The sequence below is a fragment of the Brevundimonas sp. MEB006b genome (assembly GCF_030209705.1).
Lineage (GTDB): Bacteria > Pseudomonadota > Alphaproteobacteria > Caulobacterales > Caulobacteraceae > Brevundimonas.
Window position 1 is genome coordinate 16749 of record NZ_JARVRL010000001.1, and the last position, 15850, is coordinate 32598.

General features: G+C 67.9%; 13 protein-coding genes. 9 read left to right on the forward strand and 4 right to left on the reverse strand.

The window, feature by feature from the left end:
- The first annotated feature begins 88 nt into the window (after positions 1 to 88).
- The 6 genes from QRN13_RS00080 to QRN13_RS00105 all read left to right on the forward strand — a co-directional run bounded on the left by QRN13_RS00080 (position 89) and on the right by QRN13_RS00105 (position 8834).
- A complete protein-coding gene (locus QRN13_RS00080) occupies positions 89 to 2065 on the forward strand; it encodes a potassium transporter Kup (protein ID WP_284876348.1) in 1977 nt (658 codons plus the stop codon).
- Between the two features lie 47 nt (positions 2066 to 2112).
- Positions 2113 to 3450 (forward strand): RsmB/NOP family class I SAM-dependent RNA methyltransferase, encoded by a 1338-nt coding sequence (locus QRN13_RS00085; protein ID WP_284876349.1) that lies wholly within the window; start codon positions 2113 to 2115, stop codon positions 3448 to 3450.
- Positions 3451 to 3497: 47 nt separating this feature from the next.
- Positions 3498 to 4175: a ribulose-phosphate 3-epimerase gene (rpe, locus tag QRN13_RS00090; protein WP_284876350.1), complete on the forward strand. Its 678-nt coding sequence runs from the start codon at positions 3498 to 3500 to the stop codon at positions 4173 to 4175.
- On the forward strand, positions 4172 to 6019 hold the full coding sequence (locus tag QRN13_RS00095; RefSeq protein WP_284876351.1) for a heparinase II/III family protein: 1848 nt from the start codon (positions 4172 to 4174) through the stop codon (positions 6017 to 6019). Before rpe ends, QRN13_RS00095 begins: the two co-directional genes overlap by 4 nt.
- 146 nt (positions 6020 to 6165) lie before the next feature.
- Complete coding sequence (gene purH / locus QRN13_RS00100) at positions 6166 to 7770, forward strand: bifunctional phosphoribosylaminoimidazolecarboxamide formyltransferase/IMP cyclohydrolase (protein ID WP_284876352.1); 1605 nt, start codon at positions 6166 to 6168, stop codon at positions 7768 to 7770.
- Between the two features lie 164 nt (positions 7771 to 7934).
- Positions 7935 to 8834, forward strand: a complete 900-nt coding sequence (locus QRN13_RS00105; protein WP_284876353.1) for a dienelactone hydrolase family protein — start codon at positions 7935 to 7937, stop codon at positions 8832 to 8834.
- A 1-nt stretch (position 8835) separates the two neighbouring features.
- On the opposite strand, the gene grpE is transcribed toward QRN13_RS00105, so the two are convergent.
- Together grpE and hrcA are read right to left on the reverse strand one after the other, a co-directional pair.
- Complete coding sequence (gene grpE, locus QRN13_RS00110) at positions 8836 to 9423, reverse strand: nucleotide exchange factor GrpE (protein WP_153924513.1); 588 nt, start codon at positions 9421 to 9423, stop codon at positions 8836 to 8838.
- Positions 9424 to 9467: 44 nt separating this feature from the next.
- On the reverse strand, positions 9468 to 10562 hold the full coding sequence (gene hrcA, locus QRN13_RS00115) for a heat-inducible transcriptional repressor HrcA (RefSeq protein WP_055754458.1): 1095 nt from the start codon (positions 10560 to 10562) through the stop codon (positions 9468 to 9470).
- 66 nt (positions 10563 to 10628) lie between these two features.
- On the opposite strand from hrcA, the gene rph reads away from it, so the two are divergent.
- Together rph and QRN13_RS00125 are read left to right on the forward strand one after the other, a co-directional pair.
- On the forward strand, positions 10629 to 11354 hold the full coding sequence (gene rph, locus QRN13_RS00120) for a ribonuclease PH (RefSeq protein ID WP_284876354.1): 726 nt from the start codon (positions 10629 to 10631) through the stop codon (positions 11352 to 11354).
- 64 nt (positions 11355 to 11418) lie between these two features.
- Positions 11419 to 11880 (forward strand): hypothetical protein, encoded by a 462-nt coding sequence (locus QRN13_RS00125; protein ID WP_284876355.1) that lies wholly within the window; start codon positions 11419 to 11421, stop codon positions 11878 to 11880.
- On the opposite strand, the gene glmM is transcribed toward QRN13_RS00125, so the two are convergent.
- Positions 11877 to 13223 carry a phosphoglucosamine mutase gene (gene glmM / locus QRN13_RS00130; RefSeq protein ID WP_284876356.1) on the reverse strand — a complete coding sequence of 449 codons (1347 nt, stop codon included), beginning with the start codon at positions 13221 to 13223 and terminating at the stop codon, positions 11877 to 11879. The genes QRN13_RS00125 and glmM overlap by 4 nt on opposite strands.
- Before the next feature lie 162 nt (positions 13224 to 13385).
- On the opposite strand from glmM, the gene glmS reads away from it, so the two are divergent.
- Positions 13386 to 15200, forward strand: coding sequence for a glutamine--fructose-6-phosphate transaminase (isomerizing) (glmS, locus tag QRN13_RS00135; protein ID WP_055754226.1), 1815 nt, complete (start codon positions 13386 to 13388; stop codon positions 15198 to 15200).
- Here glmS and QRN13_RS00140 read toward each other — a convergent pair.
- A complete protein-coding gene (locus QRN13_RS00140; RefSeq protein WP_284876358.1) occupies positions 15161 to 15829 on the reverse strand; it encodes a Crp/Fnr family transcriptional regulator in 669 nt (222 codons plus the stop codon). The genes glmS and QRN13_RS00140 overlap by 40 nt on opposite strands.
- Positions 15830 to 15850: the final 21 nt, after the last annotated feature.

Sequence of the window (15850 nt, forward strand, 5' to 3'; positions counted from 1 at the left end):
GCGGCGCGATTGAAGACCGCGTGGAATGAGCCTAAAGGCTCGCCGCTTTGAAGGGACCGACGCCGCGTCGGAGACCCGGAGGATACGCATGGCCGGGGACACTCCCCACGACGCGAGCGCTCCCTCGCCCGCGTCGAACACGCCGGACAAGCCCACCCACGCCACGGGTCCGGAATCCCACATCCCGGGCGGCCAGGCCGCCAAGCACGGCGGCTTCTGGGCCCTGACCATCGGCGCGATCGGCGTGGTGTTCGGCGACATCGGCACCAGCCCGCTCTACGCCCTGCGCGAGGCGATCGACCATGCGCGCTCCGGCGTCGGCGGCGATCTGGCCGTGATCGGCGTCGTGTCGCTGGCGTTTTGGGCGCTGATGGTGGTGGTGACGTTCAAATACGTCTTCTTCCTGATGCGCGCCGACAACAAGGGCGAGGGCGGCACCCTGTCGCTGATGGCCCTGGCCCAGTTCGCGGTCGGTCGGCGTAGCGCCTGGATCTTCATTCTGGGCGTTTGCGGCGCGGCCCTTTTCTATGGCGACGGCATCATCACGCCCGCCATCTCGGTCCTGTCCGCCGTCGAAGGCCTTCAGGACGCGCCGGGTCTGGCCGGGCGGCTGGATTCCTTCATCGTGCCGATCTCGGCCGGCATCCTGATCGCCCTGTTCCTGGTCCAGTCGCGCGGCACGGCCAGCCTGGCCAAGTATTTCGGCCCGATCACCGCCGTCTGGTTCCTGAGCCTGGGGGCCCTGGGCCTGTATCATATCTTCGACGACGTAAGCGTGTTGCGGGCCCTGTCGCCCCACTATGGCGTCATGCTTCTGCTCAATGACGGCTTCCTGGGCTTTGTGATCCTGGGCAGCGTCTTCCTGGCCGTCACGGGGGCCGAGGCCCTCTATGCCGACATGGGCCATTTCGGAAAGGCGCCGATCCGCATGGGCTGGCTGGCCTTCGTCCTGCCGTGCCTGACGCTGAACTATCTGGGCCAGGGCGCCCTGATCCTGGACAATCCGGCCGCGTCCGAGAACCCGTTCTGGAACATGGTCCCGCAGTTCGCCTATTGGCCGATGCTGATCCTGGCGACCGCCGCGACCGTCATCGCCTCCCAGGCGGTGATCACCGGCGCCTTCTCGGTGACGCAGCAGGCGGTGCAGCTGGGCCTTCTGCCGCGCATCGACATCAAGAACACCTCCGAGACCCAGGCCGGACAGATCTTCGTGCCGGCGGTCAACACCTTCCTGATGGTTGGGGTTCTGGTGCTGCTGGTCGTGTTCCAAAGCTCGCATAACCTCACGGCCGCCTATGGCGTGGCGGTGACCGGCACCATGCTGGTCAATACGCTGATGGCCTATTCGGTCATCCGCAAGGGCTGGAAGTGGCCGATGTGGGCGGTGGTCGGAACCTTGCTTCCGTTCGCCTTCATCGACAGCGTCTTCCTGACGTCCAACCTGCTGAAGATTCCGGACGGGGCGTGGATGCCGCTGGTGCTGGGCGCCCTGCTGGTCGTCGTGATGTGGACCTGGGTGCGCGGGACGCAGATCCTGACGGCGAAGACGCGCAAGGACAGCCTGCCGCTGAACGATCTGATCGAGATGCTTCAGGCCCGTCCGCCGCACCGTGCTCCGGGCATGGCCATCTTCCTGACCTCGGATCCCGATGTCGCGCCGGTCGCCCTGATGCACAATCTCAAGCACAACAAGGTGCTTCACGAGAAGAACGTCATCCTGACCGTGCGCACCTCCGAGCGCCCGCGCGTCAAGGAAGCCGACCGGGTGCGAATGGAGCCGATCAACGACGACTTCAAGAAGGTCACGGTCACCTACGGCTTCATGGAAACGCCGAACGTGCCGCGTGCGCTGGGCCTGTGCCGCAAGCAGGGGCTGAAGTTCGACATCATGTCGACCAGCTTCTTCCTGGGTCGCCGTTCGCTGATCCCGTCGGCGCGTCAGGGCATGCCGCTGTGGCAGGACAAGCTGTTCATCTTCCTGATGCGCAACGCCGCCAATCCGACCGACTTCTTCCATATTCCCCCCGGCCGCGTGGTCGAGCTGGGTGCGCAGGTGGCCGTATGAGTGCTGAGGGACGAGGCGGACACAGTTCGCAGGCGCGCGGACGCCGCATGGCTGTCAAGGGCCGGCCTCGCCCTGCGCCGACCGAGGTCGCCGCCGCCCCGTCGCAGGACGACATCGGCGTCGAGGCCCGCGTCGTCGCCGGCATCCTGCTGAATGCGGCTCTGGAAAAGCGCAACGGTCTGGACGAGGCCCTGTCCCAGCCCGCCGCCCGCGCGTTGGAGCCCGTCGACCGCGCCTTCGCCCGCGCCGTGGCGATGGCGGCCCTGCGCCGCCTTGGCGAGATCGACCAGATCCTGAACCGCCGCCTGAAGAAGTCCCCGCCCGAGGCCGTGCGCACCCTGATGCGTATCGCCCTGGCGCAAACGCTGGTGCTGGACACGCCCGCCTTCGCCGCCGTTTCGACGGCGGTGAAACTGGCCGAACGCGATCCCAAGACCCGGCTCTACAAGAACCTCGTCAACGCCGTGCTGCGCGGCGTGGGTCGCGAAGGCCCCGGCCTGACGACGGCCGAGAGCAATCTGCCGGATTGGATAGCGGCGCGCTGGAAGGCGACCTATGGCGAGGCCGCCCTGGCGGGTCTGGCCTTGGCTGCGCGCGAAGAACCCGCGACCGATCTCAGCCTGAAGCCGAGCGTCGATCCCGCCGCCGTGGCTACCGCTGTCGAGGGCGAAGCGTTGCCCGGGGGCACGGTTCGCACCGGCCGTCGCGGCGATGTCGCCGGCTGGCCCGGTTTCGAGGACGGCGACTGGTGGGTCCAGGACGCCGCCGCCGCCGTGCCCGGCCGCCTGCTGGACGTGAAACCGGGCGAGACCGCTCTGGACATGTGCGCTGCGCCCGGCGGCAAGACCCTGCAACTGGCCGCCGCCGGCGCCTCGGTCGTCGCCCTGGACCGTTCGGCCCCGCGCCTGAAGCGACTGACGCAGAATCTTGAGCGCACCGGCCTGACCGCCGAGGTTGTCGCCGTTCCGGCCGAGGATTGGGAGGACGCCCGCACCTTCGACGCCGTCCTGCTGGATGCCCCCTGCACCGCCACCGGCACCTTCCGCCGCAATCCCGAAGTCCTGCGCGCCACCAAGCCTGCGGAAGTCGCCAAACTGGCCGACGTCCAGCACCGCCTGCTCGACGTCGCCGCCGAACGGGTCAAGCCGGGCGGCCGTCTGGTCTATTGCACCTGCTCGCTGGAGCGCGAGGAGGGCGAGACCCAGATCATCGCCTTCCTGCGCCGCAACCCCGCCTTCCGCACCGTCGCCGCCGACCCGGCAGCCCTGGGCGCCCCGCCCGAGGCGCTGACGCCCGAAGGCTGGCTGCGCATCCTGCCCTCCATGTGGGCCGAACACGGCGGACTGGACGGCTTCTTCGCGGCCAGGCTGGAACGGGTTTCCTGAGCGGGAGCGCCTTGCTCCTGCCCGCAACCCGCCTTATCCGGAAGGCCATGGCCGTTACCCCTCTGATCTGCCCGTCGATCCTCGCCAGCGATTTCGCGCGGCTGGGTGAAGAAGTCCGCGCGCTTGAGGCGGCGGGCGCCGACTGGATCCACGTTGATGTGATGGACGGGCATTTCGTGCCGAACATCACGCTTGGCCCCGACATCGTGAAGTCGATCCGGCCACACACAACGCTGCCGTTCGACGTGCATCTGATGGTCGCGCCGGTCGATCCATGGCTGGAGGCGTTCCGCGAGGCGGGCGCCGATGTCCTGACCGTTCACCCTGAAAGCGGGCCGCACCTGCACCGCACCCTGGGTCGCATTCGCCAGCTGGGCGCCAAGGCAGGCGTCGTGTTCAACCCGGCGACGCCACTGTCGATCCTGGAAGAGGTGGTCGATTTGGTCGATCTGGTGCTGATCATGTCGGTCAATCCGGGCTTTGGCGGTCAGAAGTTCATCGACAGTTCGCTGAAGAAGATCGCGGGCGCGCGGGCCATTCTCGACCGCGCCGGTTCGTCGGCTCACCTTCAGGTGGACGGCGGCGTAACCTCCGCCAACGCCGGGGCCTGCGTCGCCGCCGGCGCCGATGCGCTGGTCGCCGGCTCGTTCGTGTTCAAGGGCGATTACGCGGCCAATATCGCCGCCCTGAAAGCCGCGTCGGCCCCTGCTCAGAGCCTCTCGTGAGCCCGCTCGGCCCCTTCGCCCCGCGGGGCCAGGAAACGACGCTGGACGTCGCCTCGGGTCAGATCCCCGGCCTGCCTGGCGCGCCGGTGCGCACGCCGGTGCGGTCGGGCGACACGATCGCAGGACCCGGTCTGTGGCCCGCCATCGCCGGACGGTTGGCGACGCGGCAGCTGTGGATCGAGCTTTACGGTCTGCCCGGCTACGGCCTGACGCTTGGGGCTCCGCTGGGTGGGGGCAAGGTGACGGCGTTCGCCGCCACGCCGCGCGATTTTCGCCCGCACGATCCCGCGCCGGGCCGCAATGTTCTGGCCGGACGTTTCATGTTGGCGGGCGCCTCGATGGAGGTCGAACCGCCGTCCGATCCGTGGAACCGGCCCAGTCCCTCGCGGCCCTTTGCGGTCGAGCTTCACGCCTTCGCCTGGTTGCCGGGCCTGATGGCACAAGGCGACCGTGGCGCGCGCGAGGCGCTGCGTCTGACCTTGGCCTGGGCCGACGCCTTTGCACGGTGGTCGCCCTTCGCGTGGGGACCGGAAATCCTGGCCCGGCGGGTCGTCAATCTGGCGTGCGGCGCACGGCGGATTGGCGCCGTTGCGACCGAGGCCGAGCGGCTGAAACTGGCCGATAGTCTGGCGCGCCAGACCCGACAGCTGCTGCGTCCGCCCGGCGGTCTGGCCAGCCGGGCCGAGCGGTTGACGGCGGCGGCCATCGGCGGCTGCGTGCTGGCGGGGGCGCCAGGGCAGACCTTGCGCCGCCGCGCGCTGTCGCGGCTGGGCGGCGCCCTGAAGACGACGGTGCAGGCCGACGGCGGCCACGCCTCGCGCAGTCCCGAGGCGGGGCTTGAGCTGCTGCTCGACCTGTTGACGCTGGACGACGCCCTGTCGCAACTGTCCGAACCGACGCCGGAGAGCGTCTCGGCCGCCATCGCCGGGCTGACGCAGGGCCTGCGCCTGCTGACCTTGCCCGATGGTCGTCTGGCCAGCTTCCAGGGCGGTGGCCCCTCCACCATTGAACGCGTCGCGGCCGCCCGCGCCCACGACGACGAAGCGATGGCCAGCAGCGACGTAGCGCCTGCAGCGACCGGTGCTGTCGCCGGCCTGACGCGCATCGCCAGCCCCCTGCTCACCATCATCGCCGACACCGCCCCGCCGGCGCGCGACGCCTGGGGGGCGGCCGCCTGCGCCCAGCCGCTGGCGCTGGAGATCGCCTGCGGCAAGGATCGTCTGGTGACCGGCTCGGGGTGGACGCCGGCCTCGACCGACCGCCAGGCCCTGCGGCTCACGCCGGCCCATTCGACCCTGACCTTGGGCGAGCGATCGCTGAACGAACCGCTGGGCGGCTGGAAGGGTGAGCTCTTGGGCCCGCGCCTGGTCGGACCGCCGATCCATGTGACCACCGACCTGCGCGGCGGCGACGGCGCCGTCTGGCTGGAGATGGAACACGACGGCTGGAATGAGTTGTTCGGCCTGAACCATCAGCGCCGGCTTTATCTGGACCAGCGCTTGGACGAGTTGCGGGCCGAAGAGAAGCTTTTCCCCACGCCCGACCGCAAGGAGATGGTGCGCCAGATCGCGGCGCCCTACGCCATCCGCTTCCATCTGGAGCCGGGAGTGCAGGCCTCTCTGGCGCGCGACCGGCGGTCGATCCTGCTGCGCGGCGCCTCGGGCCGGGGCTGGTGGTTCAGGACCGACGGACCGGACGTGGCCATCGAGCCCAGCGTCCATATCGACGCCGGCCTGACCCGCCGCTCCCTTCAGATCGTGGTGCGCGGCTCGGCCCGCACCGACAGCGAGACCAAGATCCGCTGGAAGCTGAGCCCGGCCGGCGCGAGCGGCGAACCGACATGATTCAAGAGCCTGATTCACGGCGTCGATAAAATCGCGCAGTGATTTGATCTCTGCCGATCAGGCTCTGAAACCGCCCATGGGGTGACGGCGAAGCGGTTTGGGTCTAGACGGCGCGCCATCCTCCCCTGCCATCACGGACGCCGCCCATGCCCGCCGCTCCCGACTTTCCGCCCGCCCCTGATCGGGTCAAGCCGCAACGCGCCCTAATCTCGCTGTCCGACAAGGCCGGGCTGGAGGACGCAGCCCGCACCCTGCACGATCTGGGCGTCGAACTGGTCTCGACCGGCGGAACGCGCGCGGCGATCGAGAAGCTGGGCCTGCCGGTCAAGGACGTGGCCGATCTGACGGGCTTCCCCGAGATGATGGACGGCCGGGTCAAGACCCTGCACCCCATCGTTCACGGCGGTCTGCTGGGCGTGCGCGATGCGGCCGACCACGCCCAGGCCATGACCGACCACGGCATCGGCGCCATCGATATTGTCTGGATCGACCTTTATCCGTTCGAAAGCACAATCGCGGCCGGCGGCGCGTTCGAGGCGGCGGTCGAGAACATCGACATCGGCGGCCCGGCCATGATCCGCTCGGGCTCCAAGAACCACGGCTATGTCGCCGTCGCCGTCGACGGCGAGAGCATCGGCCTGATCCTTGAGGCGCTGAAGACCGAAGGCTCGACCGATCTGGCCCTGCGCAAGCGCCTGGCCGCCCGCGCCTTTGCCCGCACCGCCGCCTATGACGCCGCCGTCTCCGGCTGGTTCGCCGGTCAGTTCGAGGATGCCGCGCCGGCCCGCAAGTCGATCGCGGGCGCCCTGGCCCAGACCCTGCGCTATGGCGAGAACCCGCATCAGACGGGCGCCTTCTACCGCACCGGCGAGCGCCGTCCGGGCGTGGCCTATGCCGAACAGGTTCAGGGCAAGGAACTGGGGTACAACAACATTGCGGACGCCGACGCCGCCTATGAGCTGGTGGCCGAGTTCGAACAGCCGGCCGTGGTCATCGTCAAACACGCCAACCCCTGCGGCGTTGCGGTGGGCAAGGACCTGTCCGAAGCCTATGCTCGCGCGCTGGAATGCGACGCCATCTCGGCCTTCGGCGGCGTGATCGCCGTCAACCGTCCGCTGAACGGCGACGACGCTCGCGCCATCACTGGCATCTTCACCGAGGTCGTCATCGCCCCCGGCGCCGATGACGAGGCCAAGGCCGTCTTCGCCGCCAAGAAGAACCTGCGCCTGCTGATCACGGACGGCCTGCCTGACCCCCACGGCGCGGGAGAGGTCTTCCGCTCGGTCGCCGGCGGCTTCCTGGTCCAGAGCCGCGACCGGTCGCTGATCAAGCCGTCGGACCTGAAGATCGTCACCCAGCGCCAGCCGACCCCGACCGAAATCCAGGACATGCTGTTCGCCTTCACCGTGGCCAAGCACGTCAAGTCCAACGCCATCGTCTACGCCAAGGACGGCCAGACCGCCGGCATCGGGGCCGGCCAGATGAACCGTCGCGACAGCGCCCGCATCGCCGCCATCCGGGCCAAGGAGGCGGGTGAGGCCAAGGGGCTGACCCAGTCGCTGGCCGAGGGTTCGGCCTGCGCTTCCGAAGCCTTCTTCCCCTTCGCCGACGGCCTGCTGGAAGCGGTCGCGGCCGGCGCCACGGCGGTGATCCAGCCCGGCGGCTCGATGCGAGACGCCGAGGTCATCGCCGCCGCTGACGAGAAGGGCATCGCCATGGCCTTCACCGGCGTGCGGGTCTTCAGGCATTGATCTTGAGAAGAAGGGCGCTAACGCTCGCGACGCGGTCGCTCGCTGCTTGAGCGCCCTTCTTCTCGTTTGTGGAGTCGTCGAGACTTCAACAGCGCGCCTTAACGTGACTGGACGGTCGCCGTTTGTCGTGATGCTCTGAGCGCTTTCCCGCGTTGGAGCGTCCCATGACCGTGCTGATCCGCCCTGAAGGCCAGACCGCCGACGACCTGAAACTGAGCCGTCGAACCCTGGGTGCCTTGGGGGGCTTGCTGTTTTCCGGCTATGCGGTCGCGGCCCTGGCCAAGGAAGCCAAGCCCATCACGACCGACGCCGAGGGTCTGTCCACCGAGACCGTGACCTATGCCGCGCCGGACGGGTTCCAGCTTCCGGCCTATGTGGCGCGGCCTGCGGGCGACGGCCCGTTCCCGGTCGTGGTGGTGGTGTCCGAGATCTTCGGGGTTCACGAATATATCCGCGACATCTGCCGCCGTCTGGCCAAGCAGGGATACGCCGCCATTGCGCCGGCCTTCTTCGTCCGGGTCGAGGATCCCGCGCCGCTGTCGGACATGCAGCGGATCATGCAGATCGTCGGGGCGGCGAACTATGAGCAGGTGATGGGCGATCTGTCGGCGACCTTGGAATGGGCCAGCCAGCAGTCGTGGTCCAAGGACGGCAAGGTCGGCATCACCGGCTACTGCTGGGGCGGCAAGGTGGTGTGGCAGGCGGCGGCGCGCTTCGCCGCCATCGGCGCGGGCGTGGCCTGGTACGGCCGTTTGGCGCCCGCCGCAGACGCTACGCCGGTTCAGATATCATCGGGCCAACCCTGGCCAGTCGACATCGCAGACGATCTCAAGGCGCCCGTACTCGGCCTGTATGGCGGCAAGGATCAGGGCATCCCATTGGCCAGCGTCGAACGGATGCGCGAGGCCCTGGCGCGCGCCGGCCAGACCGGCAGCCAGATCGTCGTCTATCCCGACGCCCAGCACGGCTTCCACGCCGACTACCGCGCAAGCTACTCGGAAGCAGACGCTAAGGACGGCTGGTCCAAGCTGCTGGCGACGTTCGATAAAGCGTTAAAAGCCTAGATCAGGCCTTGCCGTCGAAGGCCTGACCGTCGGCGGCGGGGGCGGCGCCATACGGGTTGGGAGCCTGGGCGCCGGATCCCTTGGCGGCGACGACCACCATGGCGGGGCGGACGGTGCGGCCGAACAGTTCAAAACCGGACTGCATGGTCTGGATCACCGATCCGCCGGGCACGGTCTCGGACGGCTGTTCCATCATCGCCTGGTGCAGGTGCGGGTTGAAGGCCTCGCCCGCCTGGGGCGCGACACGCTTCAGACCGTTGGCGTCGAAGGCTTGCAGCAGGGCCTTCTGCGTCAGCTCCAGCCCAGTCACCAGACCGGCGGTCGCGCCCTCGGCGTCCTTGGGCGCAGCCATCAGGGCGCGTTCCAGATTGTCGGCGACGCCCAGCAGGTCCTTGGCGAAGCGCTGGATGGCGAAGGCGCGGGCGTCGTTCTGCTGCGTCTCCGAACGGCGCTTCAGATTCTCCATCTCGGCGGCGACGCGCAGGGCGCGGTCCTTCCATTCGTCACGCTCGGCGATCACGGCGTCCAGCGGCGCCAGATCGTCTGAAGGATGGGCGTCCAGGCCGTGTTCGGCGTTGGTTTCGGCCATGTCGGCGTCCACGGCGTTCAGTTCGTCGTTAAGGGGCTTGTCGCTCACTTGTCGTTCCCGTCCAGCATCCGGCCCAGCACCCGGGCGGTATAGTCCACCAACGGAATGACACGGGCGTAGTTCAGTCTTGCGGGGCCTATGACGCCGATGGCGCCAAGAACCCGCTGTCGGCCGCTCATATAGGGCGCCGCGATCACGGCGGAACCCGAAAGTGAAAACAACCGTGTCTCGGCGCCGATGAAAATGCGCACGCCTTGGGCCGCATCGACGCCGTCCAGCAGGCCGATCAGCTGTTCCTTCTGCTCCAGATCATCGAAAAGGACGCGGACCCGCTCCAGATCGGCCAGGCCTTCCCGGTCCTGAAGCAGGTTGGCGCGACCCCGCACGATCAGGGCGCGCTCGCGATCCTGGCCGCCGGACCACGCAGCGAATCCGTCCTCGACCAGGCGGGCGGCGGTCTGATCCAACTCGCGGCGGGCGATTTCCAACTCCTGGGTCATCTCTCGCTTGGCGTCGGCGAAGGGGCGGCCGCGCAGGCGGGCGTTCAGGAAGTTGGAGGCCTCGACCAGGGTTGAAGGTGTGACCCCCGCCGACAAGGTCATGATCCGGTTCTCGACCGTGCCGTCGTCGGCGACGATCACCGCCAGGGCCTGATCCCCCCCCAGGGCGACGAACTCGACATGTTTGACGCCGGAATCACGGACCGGGCTGGAGACGACGCCCGCGCCGCCGGCCAGACCGGACAGCAGGTTCGAGGCCTCGTCCAAGGCGGACTCGAAGTTCCGGCCGCGCCCGGCGAGCCGGCCGTCGATCTCGCGACGCTCTTCCTTGGTCAGGTCGCCGACCTCCAGCAGGCCGTCGACGAACAGGCGCAGGCCCGCATGGGTCGGGATGCGCCCGGCCGAGGTGTGGGGCGCCGCCAGCAGGCCCGCGAGAGTCAGATCCTGCATGGTGTTGCGGATCGAGGCGGGCGACAGGGCGATGCCGCCCAGCGACAGGGTCCGCGACCCGACCGGCTCGCCGGTCTCCAGATAGGATTCGACGATGCGACGGAAGATGTCGCGCGCCCGCGCATCCAGCCCCGCCAGTCCCGCGAGGGACTGGCCGGCGTCGAACGGCGGGTTTTTCGGGGCATACAGGCTCACGGTTTCAGGATAAGCACCGCCGCCACAGCTTCCAAGGTCAGACTTCCAAGGATCCCTCCCATGCGCCATTCGCAACGCACCGACGATCAACTGCGTCCCGTCACCATCGAGACCGGCGTCAACCGGTATGCTGAGGGCTCGTGCCTGATCAGCTTCGGCAACACCAAGGTGCTGGTGACCGCCTCGATCGAGGACAAGGTGCCGGGCTGGATGCGCAACACGGGTCAGGGATGGGTGACGGCCGAATACGGCATGCTGCCCCGCGCCACTCACACGCGCGGGCGTCGTGAGGCCGCCGCCGGCAAACAGTCGGGCCGCACACAAGAGATTCAGCGGTTGATCGGCCGCTCCCTGCGCGCCGTGGTGGACCTCAAGGCCTTGGGGGAACGCCAGGTGTTGATCGACTGCGACGTCATCCAGGCCGACGGCGGCACCCGCACGGCGTCGATCACCGGCGCCTGGGTCGCCATGAGCATGGCGCTGAACTATCTGCGCGACGAGGGCGTGCTGAAGGCCGATCCGATCACGGATCAGGTGGCGGCCGTATCGTGCGGCGTCTGCGACGGCGTGCCGGTGCTGGACCTGGATTACGAAGAGGATTCCGAGGCCGAGGCGGATTCGAACTTCGTCCTGACCGGCTCCGGCCAGATCGTCGAGGTCCAGGCCACCGGCGAAAAGCGCGGTTTCTCGCGCGCCGAATTCGACCGTCTCTTCTCGCTGGCCGAGATCGGCTGCACCGAACTGTTCGCCTTGCAGAAGGCGGCCCTGGCGGCGGTGAAGCGATAGGGGGTTTCACCTCGGGGCGCGGACGGGCATCCTCGTCCGGTCAGTCCTGACCGGAGACAAGTCGATGCGTCGATCCCCCTGGCTTTCGATGGCCGCCTGCGTTGTGTTGATGGCCGGATGTCAGCGCGCTGATCCAGCCGATCAGCCTGCGTCCAGAGACACTGCGGCAAGCAGCAACGTCATCGACGCGGTTCCACTGGCGCCGGATGCTCCGCCGCCTGCCCCGCCCGCCAAGCCGGCGGCTGCGGAGAAAGAAGCCGCCAAACCGGCCGAGGACCCTGAGGCCAGCATTCCCGAAGGACCGGACATGCCCGCTCAGCCGGTGCCGATCAGCGAGGTTCCCTGCCGCGAAGCCATCGGCGCCGCCGCCTCGGCCCGGCTGGTCGAGCGCTGCATCCAGGTCAGCCCGGCGACCCGCCCGCCCTGCAACGCCGCCAACCCCTGCGACCTGATCCAGGGGGAGATCGACCGGTCCTGCAAACTGTGGGAACGCGACGGAGACCCGCCGGCGGCGTGCAAGCCCTAGGCTGAGCGCACCGCGCCCGCCACATCGGCCACCACCCGCTTGACCAGCGCCTCGTCGTCGCCCTCGGCCATGACGCGGATCAGTTTTTCCGTGCCCGATGGCCGCACCAGCAGGCGCCCCTGACCGTTCAGCGCTGCCTCGGCGTCGGCGATGGCGGCCTTGACCGTGTCGGTCTCCAGCGGCTTGTCGGCGGTGAAGCGGACGTTCTCCAGCTTTTGCGGCACCGGGTCGAACTGGCGCGCCAGTTCGCTCATCGGCTTGCCGGACTCGACCAATACCGCCAGCACCTGCAGCGCCGCCATCAGGCCGTCGCCGGTGGTGGCGTGGTCGTGCAGGATGATGTGGCCCGACTGCTCGCCGCCGATGTTGAAGCCGCCTTCGCGCATCCGTTCCATGACATAGCGGTCGCCGACCTTGGTCCGCTCCAGCGTCAGGCCTTCGGCCTTCAGTTTACGCTCCAGTCCCAGGTTGGACATGACGGTGGCCACCACGCCGCCCCCGGTCAGGAGGCCGCGCCTGGCCCAGTCCAGCCCGACCAGGGCCATGATCTGATCGCCGTCCACCACCCGACCCGTCTCGTCGCAGATGATCAGTCGATCAGCGTCGCCGTCCAGGGCGATGCCGATATCGGCGCGGTAGCGTTTGACCGCATCGGCCAAAGTCGCCGGATGGGTTGAGCCGCACTCGGCGTTAATGTTGGTGCCGTTCGGGGTCACGCCCACGGGGAAGACTTCGGCGCCCAGTTCGAACAGGGTGGTCGGCGCAACCTTGTATCCGGCGCCGTTGGCGCAATCGACGGCGATGCGCAGGCCTTGCAACGTCAGCCGCTTGGGGAAGGCCTGTTTGGCGATCTCGATATACCGCGCCTGGGCGTCGTCGATGCGTTTGACCCGGCCCAGCTTGTTCGACGGCGCCAGGCCTTGGTCGAGACCCTGATCCATCATGGCCTCGATCTTCAGTTCGATCTCGTCCGACAGCTTGTAACCGTCCGGCCCGAACAGCTTGATCCCGTTGTCGGCATAGTCGTTGTGCGAGGCCGAGATCATCACGCCCAAATCGGCGCGCATCGACCGGGTCAGCATGGCCACGCCAGGCGTCGGCACGGGCCCGAAGGTGCGCACGTCCATTCCGACCGAAGCGAAACCGGCGACCAAGGCCGGCTCGATCGTATAGCCTGACAGACGAGTGTCCTTGCCGATCACCACCAGATGGCGGCGGTCGTCGTCGGTGCGGAACAGTTTCCCGGCGGCCAGACCCACGCGCAGCGCGACCTCGGCCGTCATCGGATAGGTGTTGGCGCGCCCGCGAATCCCGTCGGTGCCGAAATATTTTCTGTCGCCCAAGGCCTGGTCCTTTGTTTCGGGTAACGTTCCGAAACCCCTTTTTTGATGCGGCCCGCCTTAAGATTGCATAGACGGCCGGTGGGGCTTGATGTGTGGCTTAGCCCCGGATCGCCGCCAGTGCAAAGCGGCGCCCCTTTCCCTGACCTCTCGGAGCCTTCGCTTATGTGCGGCATCATCGGCGTCACCGGCAACGGACCTGTCGTTCCCCGGCTGATCGACAGCCTGAAACGGCTGGAGTACCGCGGCTATGATTCCGCTGGCGTCGCCGCCGTTGTGGACGGCTCGGTCGAGCGCCGCCGCGCCAAAGGAAAGATCCGCAATCTGGAAGCCGTCCTGGCCGAGGAGCCGATGACGGCGACGGTCGGCATCGGCCATACGCGCTGGGCCACGCACGGCGCGCCCACGACCGCCAACGCCCACCCACACAAGGCCGGTCGTGTCACCCTGGTCCATAACGGCATCATCGAAAACTTCGCCGAGCTGAAAGCCGAGCTGGCCGCCGAAGGCCATGTCTTTGAAAGCCAGACCGACACCGAGGTCATCGCCCACCTGCTGGACGCCGAATTGAATACGGGGCGCGCGCCGCTGGAGGCGTTCAAGACCACTCTGGATCGCCTGACCGGCGCCTATGCGCTGGCGGTGCTGATCGACGGGACGGACGACCTGATCCTGGGCGCGCGACGCGGCAGCCCCTTGGTGGTCGGCTGGGGCGAGGACGAAATGTATCTGGGCTCGGACGCGCTGGCCGTCGGTCCGTTCACGCAGAAGATTTCCTATCTGGAAGAGGGCGATTACGTCGCCATGACCAAGGCCGGCGCCCAGATGTTCGACGTGGCGGGCAAGCCGGTCGAACGCGCCATCGTCCAGGTCTCGGCCTCATCGGCCATGGTCGAGAAGGGCGAATATCGCCACTTCATGGAGAAGGAAATCCATGAACAGCCCGACAGCGTCCAGCACACCCTGTCGGAATATCTCGACCTGGTGACCGGCAAGGCCAAGACCAATCCCGTCGATTTCGCCGCCATCGACCGCATCCAGATCGTCGCCTGCGGCACCGCCTTCTACGCCGGCCAGATCGGCCGTTATGCGTTCGAGAAGCTGGCCGGCCTGCCCTGCGATGTCGAGATCGCGTCGGAGTTCCGCTATCGCTCGCCGGCTGTCTCGAAGTCTACCCTGGCCGTCGCCGTCAGCCAGTCGGGCGAGACGGCCGACACCCTGGCCAGCCTGACCTGGTGCAAGGCGCAAGGGTTGCAGACCGCCGCCGTCGTGAATGTTCACTCGTCCTCGATGGCGCGTGAGGCCGCCGTGCTGTGGCCCACCCATGCCGGTCCGGAAATCGGCGTCGCTTCGACCAAGGCGTTCACCGCCCAGGTCGCGGCCCTGCTGGCCCTGGCCGTGGCGGCTGGCGTGGCGCGCGGCCGGATCGATGCTGCGACCGAGGCCGAACTGGTCAAGGCTCTGTTCGAAAGCCCGCGCCTGATCGCCGAGGCCCTGACGATGGGCGACAGCATCCGCGCCGTCACCCACGATCTGTCAAAGGCCGACGACGTGCTGTTCCTGGGCCGGGGCGCCATGTTCCCGCTGGCGATGGAAGGCGCGCTGAAGCTGAAGGAGATCAGCTATATCCACGCCGAGGGCTATGCTGCCGGCGAGCTGAAGCACGGCCCCATCGCCTTGATCGATGAAGAGACCCCGACCATCGCCCTGGCTCCGCTGGACGACGTGTTCGAAAAGACCGCGTCTAATCTACAAGAGGTCGCCGCGCGTGGCGGCCCGGTCATCATGATCGCGCCGGAAAAGGCGCCCGATCCGCACGGCGCCGGCATTCGCCGCATCCACGCCCCCGACTGCCACCCGCTGATCGCGCCCTTGGTCTATGCCGTGCCGGTGCAGCTGCTGGCCTATTACACCGCCGTTCAAAAGGGCACCGACGTTGATCAGCCCCGCAACCTGGCCAAGTCCGTCACGGTCGAATAGGCCTCGTCCGTCATCCGCCGAAGGGCGTCTGCATCGGTGATCTGGATCGCGCCGCGCCGCAGCCGCACGGCGCCGGCGGCGCATAGTTCGGTGCAGGCGGTCGATATGCTGGCGCGCCGCACAGCCATCAGATGCGACAGCTCTGTTTGACGCAGAGCGAGGACGTCGCCTCCCTTTCGGTCGTGGACGTCGAGCAATAGGGCGGCCAGGCGCTGGCTGACTTTTAATGTGGCGTGGCGCGAAAGCTCAGCCTGAAGGGCGATGTTGCGACGGCGAAGATCAATCAGCGCCATCTCGACCAGACTGTCGCGATCGATCTTTTGCGCCAGCTTGCGAGCGGAGACGGTCAGGTATCGTCCGGCCGTCAACCAAACGGCCGACTCTGGCCCACCCCCGCCCAATACGGCGTCGAAGTTGATCACGTCGTCGCTGGACGCCAGCCCATGCGACAGAGTGCCGTCGAGCCCGATCCGCGCCAGGACGCCTGACAAAATCAGCGTGACGACAGCTTCGCCATGCTGTGTGGTTGAGGTTCGTGCGCCAGCCTCGGCGAAGAAAGCATCGCCTTCGTCCAGGCCCTGAACTGCAAGGGCAGACAACAGGGCGTGCGCGAGGTTTGACTGAGACATGCCCCGTCTAGACGACCGATC